This is a genomic window from Variovorax gracilis (assembly GCF_030317115.1).
GTDB classification, from domain to species: Bacteria; Pseudomonadota; Gammaproteobacteria; order Burkholderiales; family Burkholderiaceae_C; genus Variovorax; species Variovorax gracilis.
In genome coordinates, this window is record NZ_JASZYF010000020.1 from 21,995 (window position 1) to 37,981 (window position 15,987).

Below are 15,987 nucleotides of genomic sequence, written 5' to 3' on the forward strand. Positions count from 1 at the left end.
ACGAATACCGGAGACAACCTATGAATCTTCTGCGACTCGCACGCGCCTCCTTGGCGATGATCGGATGCTCGCTGGCGCTCGGCGCCTGGGCCTTGGGCGACCGGCCGGTGCGGCTCATCGTCCCGGCGCCCCCCGGTGGAACGATGGACATCGTCGCCCGCGTGCTCGGGCAACAGATGGCTGTCGACATCGGTCGACCGGTGATCGTTGAGAACCGCCCTGGCGCAGGCGGCTCGATCGGCCTCCAGGCCATGCTGCAGGCCGCGCCCGACGGCAACACGATCGTTGTGGCGGCGAGCAACGTACTGGCCGAGACGCCGCAGGTGATGAAGATGCCCTTCGACCCGCTCAAGGATGTGCTCCCGATCGCGTCGATCGCCAGGTCGGGCGTCGTGCTCGTGACCACGTCAGGCTACCCCGCCAAGGACTTCCAGAGCCTGGTCGCGCAATTGAGGACGCTCAAGGGCAAGTCCAGTTTCGCGAGCTACAGCCCGGGCACCGTGTCGCAGTACGCGGGACTGATCCTCAGCGACCGGGCCGGGCTGGACATGCAGCACGTGGGCTATCCCGGATCACCGCCCGCGCTGCAGGACCTGCTCGGCGGCCAGGTCGACATCATGTTCGACGGCATGGTGACCTCCATGCCCCTGATCAAGGGCGGCAAGCTGCGCCCCTATGCCTTCTCCGGGAAAAGCCGCTCCAGATTCCTCCCTGATGTGCCGACCACCGCAGAACTCGGCTATCCGGAGCTCCAGTTCCAGGGATGGGTCGGTTTCATAGGCTCCAGCAAGCTGCCGGCCGAGGTGCTGGCGAGGCTTCACGCAACCATCGAAAAGGCAGCGCAGGCACCCGCCGTGCAGCAGAAGCTGATGGACGTGGGCCTCGAGCCTGAACTGAGCGTCGACACGCCCGCGCTGCTTGGCGAGACCAGGGCGCTGTCCGAGCGCAATGCCGCCATCGCAAAGAAGTTCGGCATTCAAGCGAACTGACCCGAGCCAGCATTCCCGAGTACCAGGTGCTCCGTACGGAGTGCTTCCCATCCTTCCGACATCCGCATTGCAACCCGAGACGAAACGACATGAACTTCCTAGACGGCCACCTGTTTCCCGAGAACCAGCAGCCCCTGATCATCACGGCCGCTCCTTATGCACCGGGCTGGCATCCGTCGGACTTCCCGGAAGAAATCCCGGTCACGATGGAGGCGCAGATCCAGAAGGCGGTGGATTGCTACAACGCCGGCGCAACGGTGCTGCACCTGCACGTTCGCGAACTCGATGGCAAGGGCAGCAAGCGTCTGTCCAAGTTCAACGAACTCATCGCCGGCGTGCGTGCGCGCGTGCCCGAGATGATCATCCAGGTGGGCGGCTCGATCAGCTTCGCGCCGGAGTCCGAGGGCGCGGCCGCCAAGTGGCTGTCCGACGATACGCGCCACATGCTGGCCGAACTCGATCCGAAACCGGACCAGGTGACTGTGACTGTCAACACATCGCAGATGAACGTCACGGAGCATGCCGAACTGGCAGACTTCAAGGGCACCTCGCGGGAAATCCCCGCCATCTTCGAGGCCTACAAGGAGATGACGGTGCCGGCCCAGCCCGGCTGGGTCGAGGAGCACATCCGCCGCCTCACGGCCGCCGGCATCCAGAGCGCCTTCCAGTGCTACAACATCAACAGCTTCGAGTCGGTCGAGCGGCTGATGCGCCGCGGCGTCTACAAGGGCCCGCTGGTGATGAACTGGGTGGCGATCAGCGGTGGCATGGACGCACCGAACATCTACAACCTCGCCAACTTCCTGCGCGCCGTTCCCGATGGCGCGGTGCTCACGGTGGAAAGTTCGGTCCGCAACGTCCTGCCCGTGAACATGATGGGCATCGCCATGGGTCTGCACGTGCGCTGCGGCACCGAGGACGTGCTTTGGAACCAGACGCGCACGGCCAAGATCGGCACCGTGGCGCAGATCGAGCAACTGGTGCAGATCTCGCGCCAGTTCGGCCGCCCCATCGCGACCGCCCGACAGGCGCGCGAAATCTCGAAGATCGGTGTCTTCTACGACACCGCGGAAGAATCGCTCCTGGCGAATGGCTTCGCGCCCAATCGCAACGGGGCCAACCAGGGGTTCTTGCGCAAGGCCGCCTGACTCCTCGTCGAGGGGATGTCGCACGCCCTGCGTCTCGAGACGTACTCGGCATGCCCTACCCGGTTCAGCATGCCCGGTCATCCTCATGAACGGCCGCGGTGACGATCCGGTCGCGAGCCGGGCGGCGGGCAGTCTTCTACTCCTTCCGCTCAAGGGTGATGACCGAGATCGCGTCCTTCCCGTCCGGAAGCTTGTACGGCGGCGACTTCCAGGTGAGCGTCTTGCCTGAAACCTGCATCTCTGCCTTCCGTTCCGTGCCGGTCCATATCTGGTTCCACGACGAGGCGTAGCGAAGGAACACCGAGCTACCCTCCACGCGGTACGACCCAGTGCCAAAGGCCAGGCTTTGGTACAGCGCGACGCGTTCATCATCGGTCGCCACCGGCCCAGCCGGCGACTTGCGGCCGTCGCCGACCCAACCCCATACGAAGTGGCCGCCCCGGGTGAAGATCGCATGGCCGACAGGTTTTTCTCCGAGCAGGTTTCTGATTGCCCCCGAATCGACTTCGCGGATGACGATGCTCGACACCGCCCAGACTCCGCTGGGCTGAGTTGCCTTGTCCTTTGCAATCGCCGCATGTGGCAGGAACAGCAGGAAGCCCAGGGAGACGATGCAACCTGGCAGCCGAGTGTGCGTATTCATGGGAACCCCCTCTCGCATTCGACGTTGGTTTGCTGGAACGTTCGGGCCAAGTCGCCGGCACGGGACGACGGCACGCCCGAACCGATGATGGTGAACCGATGCGAACGCAAAGACAAGATTGACGGGCTGCCAGGCCATTGCGCCATCGAATGTTCACGGTCGGCAATAGGGCCGGCTCGGCGCCGGCATCGTTGCATCAGAACGAGTGGCGCAATCCGAAATCGTAGCCAGTAGCGCTGCGCGGTGCAAAGCCCGAGGTCGCGGAACCCGCTGGCAGATACGCAAGCCCACCGGCAGAAACACTCATGATCGCGGGATTGTTCTGGCCATCGTCGATCCGAACCCGCGCCATGGTCACGTAGAGTGCGGTCCGTTTGGAGAGGTTGTGAACATACCCGACCGCAAGCTTGCTGACAGAAGCATCGCGATCGGGCGCACCCGGTGGCACCACCCCCAAGTCATTCTCAAACTCTACACGTGCGATCGAAGCCTTGAACATCCCTGCGCCCAAAGGCACGGTCATCCCTACCATCGCGCCGTTGTAGTTGTCGTGTTCCTTGACTGCAGGGGGTCTGATGACCCCCCGCCCTGGTGCGACTCTGTTTGTGCTGTCGCGCACTTGGGAGACCTCGCCCATGAGCTTCAGGATGCCGAAGTCATATGAGGCCCCCAAGTTGATCGTTCGCAGGTTCTCCAAGAGCCAACCACCGGTTGGGGCGCCGGCGGCGGTCAAGGTCGCGGTGTCGGCGGCACTGCTTTCCCCATAGGCGACTGCAACATCCAAAGGGCCGTTGGCGTATCCGAATCGACCTCCATAGTAGCGTCCCTTCGTCGAGGGGCTGCCTGCAATGTTGCTGGAATCCACGTTCTCCGGAAGCGCATACATCAGCTGCCCAAAGAAGCCACCAAGACTTCGCGGAAGGAAGTATCCAACGCTGTTTGACGCACGAACCGCGTTGTCGCTCGAGGACACTGGTGGGCCCGGTCCCCGAGCGATTGCGATGGCGCCGCTCACTGTCTTGATCAGGTTCTCGCCTACGCCAACCGCGCCCATGGGATCGAACACGCTCTCGTTCCAATAAGTTGGCACATAGTCGCGACCAAGGCGAACTTCACCAAAGTTGTTGCTCGACAGGCTGACTGTGGACCGACGTGCAAAAGCCGCATTTGGAATGAGGCCTGTGTCCTGGTTGAAGCCGGCTTCCAGCCAGAAGCCGGCAGCCAGTCCACCGCCGAGATCTTCTGTACCACGGAATCCGAAGCGACTTGAGGCGTTCCCGCCACTGGAGAGGGCGGTTTGGGAAAGCTGCACCTCGGCCCGCGTTGCAATAGGAGGCAGCGAAGCGATCGGCGAAAAATACAGCACGCTCTTCGTGCTGTAGTAGCTGACGGCTGCATCGGCCACGCCGAAAAGCGTGACGGATGATTGCGCCACCGCGGCCCCCGAAGCGGCAAGCCCTGCGATGGCGATGAAGGATTTGCTCATGTCTTGTCTATCCAGAACAGTTTCAAAAAAGTGGTGCTAGGGCGATGAGCGCCGCTCGTGGCGCGACCTCCGAAGCCGTGAGACTTCGGTGTTTGGCGCTTGCCAAGGTGGAGACGGATCGATCAGTCCAGAACAGGGACAGGCGAGTCCTGTGGCGCGAGCGCGACCTCAGCCACGACACCCCGCCATCGGTTGAGATCGTCATGAACGCGCCGGCGAAGCGCTGCAGGAGGTCCGGTTTCGACCTTCGCGCCCTGACTCTCGAAGCGTTCGACGACCTCCGGATCGGTCAGTACTTCGTTGAGCGCGCGGTTGAGACGATCAATGGCCGGGCCAGGTGTGCCAGCAGGGGCAAAGAGTCCGTACCACTGAGCGACGTCCACGCCCGCAACCCCCATTTCCGCGAGCGTCGGCACAGCGGGGAGTGCCTCCAGGCGCTTCGGCCCGGCGACGGCCAAAGCGCGCAGTCGTCCCGCCCTGATGAACGGGTATGCGGTAAATAGGCTGGGAAACATGATCTGCGATCGACCGCTCACCGTGTCGGCGATCGCAGGTGCCGCTCCTTCAAAGGTCGCGTTCGCCATTGACGTTCCGCTACTGAGCTGAAAAAGTTCGGCTGCGAAGTGCGGAGGCGTCCCGTCGCCAGCAGATGCGTAGCTGAAGCACCGAGGCGTGTCCCTGAGCCGGCCGATGAGCGTGTGCAGATCCGGGGCACCTCTTTCCGGATGGGCGACCATCAAGGTCGATGAAGAACCGACGAGCCCAACCGGTTCAAAATCGCGGACCGGGTCATAGCCCAGCCTTTGCAGAGCCGGGTTCATCGCGTGCGTACCGACGTATCCGAACATCAATGTGTGGCCGTCCGGCGCGGCGCCCGCCACGTACTCGCTCGCGATGGCGCCGTTCGCGCCCGCGCGGTTATCGACCAACACTTCCTGGCCTAACAACGGGCGCAGCTTGGCAGCGATGATTCGAGCCATCGTATCGTTGCCACCACCGGCGCGCGTCGGCACGATGATCGTCAGGGTTCTGCCCGGGAAGACCGACGACTCGACCTCTAGTGCTCCTGGACGCGAAAATACGTAGTCAGGCAGATGCAGTTCGCCCTGCATGATCTTCCGGGCCGTTCGAACCAGGGCGGCTCGCTCGACCGTCGCAGCATTGCCGTGGCCCGCCAGTTCGACTTCAACATCGATCTGACCGGCGGGATGCAGCACGACAAGGCCATGCCGCCCCGGTTCGCGCGCCATGCCGCTCGCCACCGTCCCAGGCAGGGCAAATGCGCTGGCGACACCTATGGCTCCGGTTACCGCATGCGATGCGTGACACTTGCGCGGGGTGAAGTAGCGCGAGGTAATGCTGTCATTCGACGCGCCTGCGCTCACGAGCACCGGCTTGGGTATGACGCTGTTGGCCACATCGCCGAGTCCCATCCTGCGGCCGGCCTCCAGGCGAAGGCGTTCCAACCGCTCGAGCAACGGGACGTTTGCATCCAGCGCCGCTGGTTTCTCATCTCCGTTCACTCCCAGATCAGCCGCCCGCACGATCATCAGCGGCATCGCCGCATCGATGCAGGTCACCTCGATCCCGTCGATGGTGTCGATCCGTTTGCCGGTCGGGAAGACATGACCGGTGACTGCACCCCAAGCGTCAAGGAAGTTGAGAAGGATGGGTGCCGCCGTACCGGCCACGCCGTCGATGCGCGCGTCACCTTCGTAGGTCACGCGGCCGCCCGGCGTCCGAACGGTCACGTCGATGCGCGACCCGGTGTTGATGTTGTAGACACGAACGCTGGTGATGCCGTCCATCGCAGGAATCAACCCCTGCTCGATCGCGAAAGGCGCAACGCCCGAGAGCATGTTTCCGCAGTTGGGCCGCGTGTCGACCGACCGGTGCCCGACGCCTACCTGCGCGAAGAGATAGTCGATATCGCAGCCCGGCTGCGACGAGCGCGACACGATGGCGACCTTGCTGTTCAAAGTGCTGCCGCCTCCCACACCGTCGAGTTGGAGGGGATCGGAGGCACCGATGGCGCCGATCAGCGCCTGGTCACGCGCCTCGTCGCCCTCCGGCAACCAGTCGCGCAGAAAGAAGGGTCCGCGCGAAGTACCGGCGCGCATCAGCACGCAGGGGATCGATCGATTCATCTTAGTCCGCCGTGATCTTGGCGGCCTGGACCACCTTCTTCCACTTGACCTGCTCCTGCGCAACATAGGTGCGCATCTGATCGGTCGTCATAGTTGAGACTTCGGCGCCGTGGTCCTCGAGGCGCTTGATCACGCTCTTGTCGGCCAGCACTTCATTGAGCACCTTGTTGAGCTGTTCGATCACCGGCTTTGGCGTCTTCGCTGGCGCGAAGATGCCGTACCACTGCGAGACGTCGACATCGGCGATGCCCTGCTCTTGGAGCGTGGGTACGTCCGGCATGAGCGCCGAGCGCTTGGGGCCTGCAACGCCCACGGCTTTCAGCTTGCCCGCCTTGACATAGGGCATGGCCGTGAAGAGGCTTGGAAACATCATCTGCGTCTGTCCGCCGATGGTGTCGGTGATCGCCGGCGCGGAACCCTTGTAGGGCACATGCAGCATGCTGGTGCCGGTCGAGAGCTTGAACATCTCGGCGGCGAAGTGCGGCGCGGTGCCATTGCCGGCTGAAGCGTAGCTCGTCTTGTCCGGCGCGGCCTTGAGCATCGCCACGACTTCCTTCGCGTTGCCGGCTTTGACGGCGGGGTTGAGCACCATCAGCGTCGCCGACGACCCGACCATGCCCACGGGCTCGAAATCCTTGACCGGGTCGTAACGAAGCTTCTGCAGGGCGGGGTTCATCGCGTGCGTTGCGATGTAGCCCAGCATGAGCGTGTAGCCGTCCGGTGCAGCGCGCATCACATACTCGGTGGCGATCGCGCCGTTGGCGCCCGCCTTGTTGTCGACGATGACGGGTTGCTTGAGGATGGCCGACATCGCCTGCCCGATGACACGGGCCATGGCGTCGTTGGCACCCCCCGCCGCCGTAGGAACCACGAGGGTGATCGACTTTTCAGGAAAGGCGGCGGCGGCGCTGCCGCAGGCCACGGACGCAGCCAGCGCAACAGCTGCTAAGAGGCGAATCTTCTGGAACTTCAATTTGTCTACTCCGGTGGATGTCTTGTGGTACAGGGTCTGAAACGGGAGGCTTCTTGTTGTTTGGCCTTGGGTGAATGTTCGGCTCATGGAAGACTTCTGTGAATTGCATGTTTAGGAACGATTGATGCACACTGTGGATCAGTGCACAGAGCTTCAGGAGGCGATACGCCATGGCCATCAACTTCAACCTCAACGATCTGCAGGCATTCCGCGCGGTGGCCGAGCTCAACAGCTTCCGCAAGGCAGCGGAGTCGCTGCATGTATCTCAGCCGGCCTTCAGCCGACGCATCGAAAAGCTTGAGGAAGCACTCGGCGTGCGACTGCTCGACCGCACCACCCGGCGTGTGAGCCTGACCTCGGTAGGACGCGACTTCGACCGCAAGGTACAGCAGCTCCTGGACGACCTCGACCACACGTTGTTGGGCATCCGCGGTGTGGCGGCCACGCGCATGGGCGAGGTGACGATCGCCTGCGTGCCTTCGACGGTGTACTACTTCCTGTCGCAGGTGATCTCGCGCTACCACGAGCGCTACCCGAAGATCCGGGTCAAGGTCTTCGACGCCAGCGCAAACGAAGTTCTCTCCGCCGTATCGCGCGGCGAGGCTGACTTCGGCCTCAACTTCGTTGGAGGCAAGGAGGCGGACATCGAGTTCAAGCCCTTGCTGGAGGAACGTTTCGTCGCGGCTTGCCGGCGCGACCACCCGCTCGCGAAGAAGCGCCGCGTGAGCTGGGCCGATCTGGGGCAGTACGACTACATCTCGGTCAGCAAGGCGTCCGGCAACCGGCTGCTGCTGGATCAGGCGCTGTCAGGCCTGCCTGGCCGTCCACAGAGCATCTATGAGACCCAGCATGTCACGACGATGCTCGGGCTGGTGGAGGCGGGCCTGGGCGTAGCTGCGGTGCCATCTATCGCCATGCCGGACGCGGACCATCCGCTGCTTGTGAGTGTTCCGCTCTACGACCCGGTGATCACCCGCAAGATCGGCCTCATCCGACGAAAGGGCCGGACCTTGTCCCCGGCAGCGCAGCAGCTCTATGCATTCTTCTCCGGGATGAAGGCAAAGCGCGGCAAGCCAGATGGCCGCCGCGCGGTGAATTGAAGAGCTTGGGAACGGGCCGTACCCGAGCCCCGCTCTCGGTTTCAGTGTGCTGTGCCGGTGTGGCCGAGCGGCAGCTGCAAGTCTCCCGACCCCTCTTCGAGCTCGTGCTCGGTATTGGCGTAGTTCGCCGCCAGCTCGCGCTTCAGTACGTCTCGGTCGCAAGCGTTCTCCCAGATCGAGACCACGATGCACGCCACCGCGTTGCTGATGGTGCTGGTGAGCGCCCGCGCCTCGGACATGAAGCGATCGATCCCTACGATCAGCGCCACGCCGGCCACTGGAAGATCAGGCATGACCGTGAGGGTGGCCACCAAGGCGACAAAGCCACTGCCCGTCACCCCGGCTGCGCCCTTGGATGTGAGCAGCATGATGCCCAGCATCGAACCGATCTGGAGCCACGACAGTTGGATATCGCAGGCCTGGGCAATGAACATCGACGCGAGCGTGAGATAGATGGCCGTGCCGTCGAGATTGAACGAGTAGCCGGTCGGAAGCACCAGCCCGACCACGCCCTTCTTGCAGCCAAGCCGTTCGAGCTTGAGCAGGAGTCGGGGAAGGACGGGTTCGCTGGATGAGGTGCCGAGCACGACCAGCAACTCTTCCTTGATGTATCGCATCAGCTGCCACAGCTTGAAACCGTGCAGACGCGACAGCACGCCGAGCACCACGACGACAAAGAAGATGCAGGCCACATAGAAGGTGCCGATCAGCAGTCCGAGCGATCCGATCGACTTGATGCCGTAGCGCCCCACTGTGAATGCCATCGCGCCGAAGGCGCCGATCGGTGCCAGCCGCATGATGATGCCGAAGGCCGCGAAGAGCATGTGCGAGAAGCCTTCGATGCCCTCGAGCACCGGCCTGGCCGCCGTCCCGATCTTCGTCAGGCCGAATCCGCACAGCACCGCGAGCAGCAACACCGGCAACACCTCGCCCTCGGCAAAGGCGCCCACAAATGCATTCGGGATGATGTGCATGACGAAGTCGGTGAAGCCGTGGATGTGCACCTGGTTCGCGAAGCGGGTCGCCACGGAAGCGTCAAGGTTCTTCGGATCGATGTGCATCCCGGCGCCCGGCTGGATCAGCAGGACGGTGGCCAGCCCCGTGAGGAGCGCAATGATCGTCAGGGCGTAGAAGAGTCCCATCGCCTTGAGCAGGGTCTTGCCGATCTCCTTGGAGTCACCGAGCGACGTGATGCCACTCACGATGGTGCAGAACACCACCGGCGCGATCATCATCTTGACCAGCTTGACGAAGCCGTCACCGAGTGGCTTGAGCGCGGCGCCGAACTCGGGCCAGTAGTGGCCCACGGCAATGCCGAGGATCAGGCCGATCAGGACCTGAACGTAGAGCAGCTTGAGAAGTTTGCGGATGTTCACGATGTTGTCTCCAAATGCAGGGCGCACAGGTGCGTACCGGTCTGCGCCGGCTTGGTCGACAGTGAAGGGCCAGGGTCTGGCTCAGCCGCGCGCGGTGAGCACACGATCGACCATCACGCCGGCTTGGCCGAGGTTGTTGGCCGGGTCGCACATCGCATCGAGCTGCGCTCGCGTGACGTGCTTGTTGATCTCCGGGTGGGCGGCCAGGATCTCGATCAACGGACGGTTGTCGACGAGCGCCTGACGGCACAGGTCATAGACCAGGTCGTGAGCGTATTCACGCCCGATGTACCGGCCCAACCCCATCATCACGGCTTCGGACATCACGAGCCCGTTGGTGATGTCGATGTTGGCGCGCATGCGGGTGGCGTCGACCTCCAGGCCCTTGAGAATGAACTTGGTCTGCTTCAACGCGCCTGACATCAGGCAGAAGATCTCCGGGAGCGACACCCACTCGATTTCCCACGGCCCGGTCGAGCGCTCGTGGTCAGCAACCATGGCATCCATCAGCGCGGCCGCATGCTGGCGCGCGACCGAGATGTTGGCGTGGATGTAGAGGCAGGAGATCGGGTTGCGCTTTTGCGGCATCGTCGACGACGAGCCGCGGCCCGGCGCAAAGGGCTCGAAGACCTCGGCCACTTCGGTCTGCATCATCAGCTTGACGTCCATCGCGATCTTGCCGAGCGAGCCGCCGACCAGCCCGAGGAAGGCACCGACCTCCGCGATGGTGTCGCGCACCGTATGCCACGAGATCAGCGGCTGGGCCAGCCCCAGTTCCTTCATCAATCCGGCCTGGGTTTCCATGGCGCCCTTCTCCAGCGAGGACAAGGTCCCCGACGCGCCGCCGAACTCGCCCATCAGGACGCGCGGCTTGAGCTGCTGCAAGCGCTCGCGGTGCCGATCGACGCCGGCCAGAATGCTGGCCATCTTGTAGCCGAAGGTGATCGGCGTGGCTTGTTGCAGGTTGGAGCGGCCGATGACGGGCGTGTCTCGGTACTTCCTGGCCAGGGCGGCGAGCGCATCTCCGATCTCGTCCAGATCCTGTTCGACCAGCGCGAGGCCTTCGCGCATCTGCAGCACGGCGGCCGTGTCGGTGATGTCCTGCGTGGTCGCACCCCAGTGGCAGTACTCGCCAAGCTTGTCTCGGCAATTCGCATTGATCTGGTTGACCACGGCAATGATGGGATAGCCGATCTGCTCGGTCTTGGCCTTCAGCTTGGCCCAGTCGATCTGCGACAGATTGCAGTTGCGGACGATTTCATCGGCCGCTTCCTTCGGGATGATGCCGAGCTCTCCTTGGACCTTCGCGAGGGCCCGCTCGATGTCCAGGTACTTGGCGGTGCGGTTCTCGTCGGACCAGACGTCACGCATGCGGGCGTCGCTGAACATGTCGCCGAAGATACGGGAGTCGATGATGGTGGAGGCCATGGTGTGTTGTCTCTTTCTGCGGTGGAAGTTGGTGAATGAGGTCTGTCAGTTGCGGGCCAAGGCCAGCGTCCGTTCTGCCTGGAGCACCACGGGCCGGTCGACCATGCGGCCGTCCAGCCGGGCGACGCCGGGCGACGCGGCATCGGCAGCCAGGACGCGCCGAGCCCAATCCAGCGCCGCCGCGCTTGGCCGCAGCGCGTCGTGAATCGGCTGTACCTGGCGTGGGTGGATGCACAGCTTGGCGCCGAAGCCAAACCGTCGGGCCTCCGCAACATCCGAGATCAACCGCGCCTCGTCGTCGAGTTGCTGCGTGACGCCTGCGACCGGTGCCGGCAGGCCCGCCAGGCGCGAGGCGATCGCGATCCGGCTGGCTGCATAGCCGAGGCCGGAGCAATCCGCCGAGATGTCCATGTCGAGGTCGAGTGCGAAATCGAGCGTGCCGAACACCAGGCGCTGCGCGCCGGCGGCCGCAATGCTGTCGACTTCAGACACACCGCGTGCGCTTTCGATGAGCGCGAGGATGCCCGCGTCGGGCGAAGCCGCCTGGGTCTCTTCGATCTGCGCGGCCGACTCTGCCTTGGGCAAGAGCAAGCTGATCCCATGCGCGTCGCCCAACGCCGCAAGGTCCGCGGCAAACCAGGACGAGCTTGCGTCATTGATACGTACGACGACGCGCGACCGGTCTGCGAGCGTTGCACTCTGCAGCCAGGTCGCGACAACGCCGCGTGCCGTGGCCTTGTCGTCGGCAGCCACGGCGTCCTCGAGGTCGAGAACGACCTTGTCGGCACCGCTGGCCAGCGCCTTGTTGAAACGTTCCGGGCGCGTGCCGGGCACGAAGAGGTAGGTGCGTGCAGGAGGCAGTAGTTCAGCGGGCATGATGGCGACCTCAGACGGCTTTGGATGTGTGCAGTCCGGCGATCTCGGCCGCGCTGTAGCCGAGCTCGCCCAGGATCGCGTCCGTGTGTTCGCCGAGCGCAGGCACGGGGTCCATGCGGGGGCCGGTATCCCACGTGCCGGGAGGCAGCATGGCGGGAACGGGTCCCATCGCCGTCCCCACCTCGGTCCAGCGCCCACGTGCCTCGAGCTGCGGATGCGCCCAGACTTCCTTCATGGTGTTGACCTGTGCGTTGGCGATCTGCGCGAGCTCGAGTCGCTCGACCACCTGCCTGCCAGTGAGCGGCTGAAACGCGTCCACGATGATCTGGCGCAACGCAACCCGCTCTGCCACACGCTTGAAGTTGGCGGTAAATCGCGGATCCTTCGCGAGATCGGGTTGCTCCAGCACCTTGTCGCAGAAGCTGAACCATTCGCGCTCGTTCTGCAGGCCCAGCATGACAGTGGCGCCGTCGCCTGCCGGGAACGGACCGTAGGGATAGATCGTCGCATGGCTGGCGCCGGTGCGCGGGGGAGGCGCGGCTCCTTCGAACGCGTAGTAGAGCGGGTAGCTGGTCCATTCGGCGAGCGACTCCAGCATGGAGATGTCGATGCGTTGGCCCTTGCCGGTCTGGCCGCGCTGCAGTAGCGCCGCCAGGATGCTGCTGTACGCGTACATGCCGGCGGCGATGTCCGCGATCGAGGGGCCCGCCTTGCAGGGCTCTTCGGGCGTGCCTGTCACGGAGACAAAGCCGGCCTCGCTTTGGATCAAGAGGTCGTAGGCCTTCTTGTCACGGTACGGTCCCGGATTGTGCGGGTCGTCCCCGTAGCCAGAAATGTCGCAGACGATCAAGCCTGGTTTGACGCCGGACAGCTTGTCGTAGCCCAGGCCGAGGCGCGTTGCAGCGCCCGGTGCCAGGTTCTGCACGACGACGTCGGCTTTCTCAATGACCAGGCGCTCGAGAATCGTGGCTGCCTCGGGGTGCTTCACGTCGAGCGTGAGGCTTTCCTTGGAACGGTTGGTCCAGACGAAGTGCGACGCCAGGCCGCGAACGCGTTCGTCGTACCCGCGGGCGAAGTCGCCCGAACCTGGGCGCTCGATCTTGATGACACGGGCCCCGAGGTCAGCCAGTTGACGAGTGGCGAAGGGCGCGGCAATCGCGTGCTCCAGCGTGACGACGGTGATGCCTTTGAGTGGCTGCATGAGTTTGTCTCTCTTGATGTCGTGCTTGGGCGGTCAACGCAGCACTGCGGTGGCGTCCATCGTCAGCCAGCCGTCGTGGTCCGAAGCCCACAGACGGATCGTCTTGCCGTCGGCTTCAGGTTGACCGCTGACGTGAAACGCGTTCAGGTCGAAAGTCGGGCGGACGGCCTTGAAGCGAAAGCTTGCGACGTCGGCTTCGGGCAGCTGGCGGCGCAGAAGGTCCATCAGCAATGTGGCGATCAGAGGGCCGTGCACGATCAGGCCTGGATAGCCTTCGACTTGCGTCACGTACTGGCGGTCGTAGTGGATGCGGTGGCCATTGAAGGTGAGCGCCGAGTAGCGGAACAGCAGCACGTCGTCCGGCACGATCTCGCGGCGCCAGGCGGCATCGGCCGGGGCGGCCTGGGGCGGTGGCACGACATCGTTCGGGCCCTGTGCTTCGCGGTAGACGATGTCGTGGAACTCGACCAGCGCCGGCTCGACGGCCTCGTTGCAACGCACTTCATGGCGCACCTTCACGAATACGAGCTTGCCAGTGCGGCCTTCCTTCGTTGTGACTTCATCGATGGTCGAGCTGCGCGCAACGCGGTCACCTACGCGGATCGGGGAGCGGAACTCGAACTGGCCGCCGGCCCACATGCGTCGAGGCAGCGGTACCGGCGGAAGGAAGCCGCCGCGCTTGGCATGGCCGTCAGCGCCGATTTCGCTCTGCCGATGCATCGGCAGGAAGTAGAGCCAATGCCAAAGTGGAGGAAGCGTGGTGCCCGTACCAACCGGGGTCGCCGGATGGTCCAGGGTCGCCGTCAGTGCGACCACGGGGGTGGGATTGATGGTGTCTCCGATTCTCTCGCTGCGTCCGACCCACGATTGCAGCTGGTCTTGATGTGCGTCCAATGTTGTCTCCGTGGCTAGCTGCACCACATGGCAGCAGATCTGGGAGCAAGTGTGCGGCGCAGGCTAACTTAAGGGAATTGCAATGTTTGGTCCTATTGATGCACGCGGCGCAATAAACGACTTGCCCCCGAGCGGCTCAGAAGGCTCGCATGCACGCTCGCGCGCCGAGCACTCGTCGCACCGGCTCCTTGGGACTGAGGCGACGTACCAGGTGAGCATCTCCAGCTTCACCGGCGAGCCCACCGCCGTGGGCCAGGGGCTGCTGCTGGATGCTGCGGGCAAGCTCCTGGGGCGCAGCAGTTTCCGCTGCGGCGAGGCCCCCTGCTCTGCTCTGCGCGCCCCGGAGGCATCAAGCGGCCAGCGCCTCATGCATCTGCGCGGCATGCCCGTGCACGCGGCCCTTGCGCAGCGCTCGCTCGTCTGCCAGGGCCCCCGCGAGGGCGCGGTTTCCCGCTCGCGTGGCGGCTTCCAGCGCCGTCAGGTGCAGCAGATCGCGCTGCGCATGGCTGCCGCCGAGCGACTGGTGGCTGGACAAAGCAGTCAGAAGCAGTTCCGCCGCATCGGTGTAGCGGCCGTCCACGAAGGCCCGCACCGCGTGGCAGGCAGGGACCGCCACCGCGTGCCAGACGGGCGGAGCGCCCGGCCTGTCCGCGGCCGCCAGGATGGCGGCGGATCCTTCTCGGCCCCCGGCTTCGTCGCCCGCGCTGATCAGTGCCAGCATGGCATGTACGTCGTTGAAGGCGATGTGGCCGAAGAGGTGCTGCTCCCTGAGGCGCGCGGCCAGCGCCTGCCAGCGCTCGCCCACCACCGCGCCGCGCAGCGAAAGCCGCCACAGCATGGCACTTGCGTCATTGAGGTTGAGGGAGATCGCCTCCGGCGCAGGCACCAACGATCGGTCATACAGCGCGAGGGCGGCCGCAGCGTCGTCGCGGTTCAGGTGCATCAGCGCCAGGTGCCAGTGGTTGTGCACGGCCAGGCCGTTGTCCTGCGCCCAGTGGGGCTGCGTGGCTTCCAGCCAGTCGATGCCGTCGTCCACCCGGCCCTGCATCTCGCACACGTGCGCCACCGAGTGGATGGCCCAAGCGTCGTGCGGCTGCAGTTCGAAGGCGCGGCGGCCGGTGGCCTGGGCGCGCTCGTACTCGTTGCATTCCTCCAGGCCGAAGGCATGCATGCCCAGCACGTAGCCGTAGCTGCGGTCGCGCAGGCTCCAGCGGCTCAAGGCGCGCGCCACGCGGTCGCGCAGCATGAAGGTCTGGCCCAGCACCAGGTCTCCGACGTGCGCCAGCTGCAGCGCGAGGATGTCACGCGGATGGTCGATCAGGTGCCGGCCCAGCATCTGGTTGGCGCGCAGCAGGTCACCGCAGCACCAGGTGGCCAAGGCCGCCTGCAGCGACTGCTCGCGCGCGTCGGCGCGCTGCCGGCTGGCGGCGGCCGCGTCGACGCAGGCCTGCGCCATGGGGAAGAAGCGCGGGTCGAAGGCCGAGAGCATCAGCCCGGCCATCAGCAGCTGGCCGGAGACGAACTCGGGATCACGCTCGAGCACGGGCGTGAGCACCGCGACCGGGTCGGTGCGGTAGCTGTTGAAGAGGTCCAGGGCGTGGTCGTAGGCCTCGGCCGAGGCGCGGTCGGTGGTGGAGAGCGATTCGCCGTTGGCGTCGCGCAGCAGGGTGGTCATCGCATGTCCTTTCTTGCCTGTCGGTTGGATGGGAAATTTGCCGCCGGTGGG

At 64.6% G+C, this 15,987-nt stretch carries 13 protein-coding genes; 3 read left to right on the forward strand and 10 right to left on the reverse strand.

Annotated features, from left to right (window positions below):
• Nucleotides 1-20: 20 nt before the first annotated feature.
• Nucleotides 21-989, forward strand: coding sequence for a Bug family tripartite tricarboxylate transporter substrate binding protein (locus tag QTH97_RS26600; RefSeq protein WP_286571523.1), 969 nt, complete (start codon nt 21-23; stop codon nt 987-989).
• 89 nt (nt 990-1,078) lie between these two features.
• Entirely contained in the window at nt 1,079-2,137 is a 1,059-nt protein-coding gene (locus QTH97_RS26605) for a beta-keto acid cleavage family enzyme (RefSeq protein ID WP_286571524.1), read from the forward strand.
• A gap of 136 nt (nt 2,138-2,273) precedes the next feature.
• Here QTH97_RS26605 and QTH97_RS26610 read toward each other — a convergent pair whose 3' ends face one another.
• From QTH97_RS26610 to QTH97_RS26625, 4 genes are all read right to left on the reverse strand, one after another.
• The gene (locus QTH97_RS26610) at nt 2,274-2,780 is read right to left on the reverse strand and encodes a lipocalin-like domain-containing protein (RefSeq protein ID WP_286571525.1); all 507 of its coding nucleotides are present in this window, start codon (nt 2,778-2,780) and stop codon (nt 2,274-2,276) included.
• Between the two features lie 196 nt (nt 2,781-2,976).
• Nucleotides 2,977-4,266, reverse strand: a complete 1,290-nt coding sequence (locus QTH97_RS26615; RefSeq protein ID WP_286571526.1) for a porin — start codon at nt 4,264-4,266, stop codon at nt 2,977-2,979.
• A gap of 122 nt (nt 4,267-4,388) precedes the next feature.
• Nucleotides 4,389-6,413 carry a 4-oxalomesaconate tautomerase gene (locus tag QTH97_RS26620; RefSeq protein WP_286571527.1) on the reverse strand — a complete coding sequence of 675 codons (2,025 nt, stop codon included), beginning with the start codon at nt 6,411-6,413 and terminating at the stop codon, nt 4,389-4,391.
• A 1-nt stretch (nt 6,414) separates the two neighbouring features.
• The gene (locus QTH97_RS26625; protein WP_286571528.1) at nt 6,415-7,386 is read right to left on the reverse strand and encodes a Bug family tripartite tricarboxylate transporter substrate binding protein; all 972 of its coding nucleotides are present in this window, start codon (nt 7,384-7,386) and stop codon (nt 6,415-6,417) included.
• Between the two features lie 170 nt (nt 7,387-7,556).
• On the opposite strand from QTH97_RS26625, the gene QTH97_RS26630 reads away from it, so the two are divergent.
• On the forward strand, nt 7,557-8,486 hold the full coding sequence (locus QTH97_RS26630; protein WP_286571529.1) for a LysR family transcriptional regulator: 930 nt from the start codon (nt 7,557-7,559) through the stop codon (nt 8,484-8,486).
• Nucleotides 8,487-8,527: 41 nt separating this feature from the next.
• Here the strand turns inward: QTH97_RS26630 and dctA are convergent, their stop codons facing one another.
• The 6 genes from dctA to QTH97_RS26660 form a co-directional block, all read right to left on the reverse strand.
• Nucleotides 8,528-9,862, reverse strand: coding sequence for a C4-dicarboxylate transporter DctA (gene dctA / locus QTH97_RS26635; protein WP_286571530.1), 1,335 nt, complete (start codon nt 9,860-9,862; stop codon nt 8,528-8,530).
• An 81-nt stretch (nt 9,863-9,943) separates the two neighbouring features.
• Nucleotides 9,944-11,290 (reverse strand): 3-carboxy-cis,cis-muconate cycloisomerase, encoded by a 1,347-nt coding sequence (gene pcaB, locus QTH97_RS26640; protein WP_286571531.1) that lies wholly within the window; start codon nt 11,288-11,290, stop codon nt 9,944-9,946.
• 45 nt (nt 11,291-11,335) lie between these two features.
• The gene (locus tag QTH97_RS26645; RefSeq protein ID WP_286571532.1) at nt 11,336-12,166 is read right to left on the reverse strand and encodes an HpcH/HpaI aldolase/citrate lyase family protein; all 831 of its coding nucleotides are present in this window, start codon (nt 12,164-12,166) and stop codon (nt 11,336-11,338) included.
• A gap of 10 nt (nt 12,167-12,176) precedes the next feature.
• Nucleotides 12,177-13,367, reverse strand: coding sequence for a CaiB/BaiF CoA transferase family protein (locus QTH97_RS26650; RefSeq protein WP_286571533.1), 1,191 nt, complete (start codon nt 13,365-13,367; stop codon nt 12,177-12,179).
• 33 nt (nt 13,368-13,400) lie between these two features.
• A complete protein-coding gene (locus QTH97_RS26655) occupies nt 13,401-14,261 on the reverse strand; it encodes an HTD2 family dehydratase (protein ID WP_286571534.1) in 861 nt (286 codons plus the stop codon).
• Nucleotides 14,262-14,610: 349 nt separating this feature from the next.
• Nucleotides 14,611-15,936 carry a tetratricopeptide repeat protein gene (locus tag QTH97_RS26660; RefSeq protein ID WP_286571535.1) on the reverse strand — a complete coding sequence of 442 codons (1,326 nt, stop codon included), beginning with the start codon at nt 15,934-15,936 and terminating at the stop codon, nt 14,611-14,613.
• Between the last annotated feature and the right edge of the window lie 51 nt (nt 15,937-15,987).

Excerpts from the sequence above, each read along its gene's own strand:
- QTH97_RS26645 (WP_286571532.1), bottom strand. The coding sequence starts at position 12,166 with ATGCCCGCTGAACTACTGCCTCCTGCACGCACCTACCTCTTCGTGCCC.
- QTH97_RS26615 (WP_286571526.1), bottom strand. The coding sequence starts at position 4,266 with ATGAGCAAATCCTTCATCGCCATCGCAGGGCTTGCCGCTTCGGGGGCC.
- QTH97_RS26600 (WP_286571523.1), top strand. The coding sequence starts at position 21 with ATGAATCTTCTGCGACTCGCACGCGCCTCCTTGGCGATGATCGGATGC.
- QTH97_RS26660 (WP_286571535.1), bottom strand. The coding sequence starts at position 15,936 with ATGACCACCCTGCTGCGCGACGCCAACGGCGAATCGCTCTCCACCACC.
- QTH97_RS26605 (WP_286571524.1), top strand. The coding sequence starts at position 1,079 with ATGAACTTCCTAGACGGCCACCTGTTTCCCGAGAACCAGCAGCCCCTG.
- QTH97_RS26650 (WP_286571533.1), bottom strand. The coding sequence starts at position 13,367 with ATGCAGCCACTCAAAGGCATCACCGTCGTCACGCTGGAGCACGCGATT.
- QTH97_RS26620 (WP_286571527.1), bottom strand. The coding sequence starts at position 6,413 with ATGAATCGATCGATCCCCTGCGTGCTGATGCGCGCCGGTACTTCGCGC.
- QTH97_RS26610 (WP_286571525.1), bottom strand. The coding sequence starts at position 2,780 with ATGAATACGCACACTCGGCTGCCAGGTTGCATCGTCTCCCTGGGCTTC.
- QTH97_RS26630 (WP_286571529.1), top strand. The coding sequence starts at position 7,557 with ATGGCCATCAACTTCAACCTCAACGATCTGCAGGCATTCCGCGCGGTG.
- pcaB (WP_286571531.1), bottom strand. The coding sequence starts at position 11,290 with ATGGCCTCCACCATCATCGACTCCCGTATCTTCGGCGACATGTTCAGC.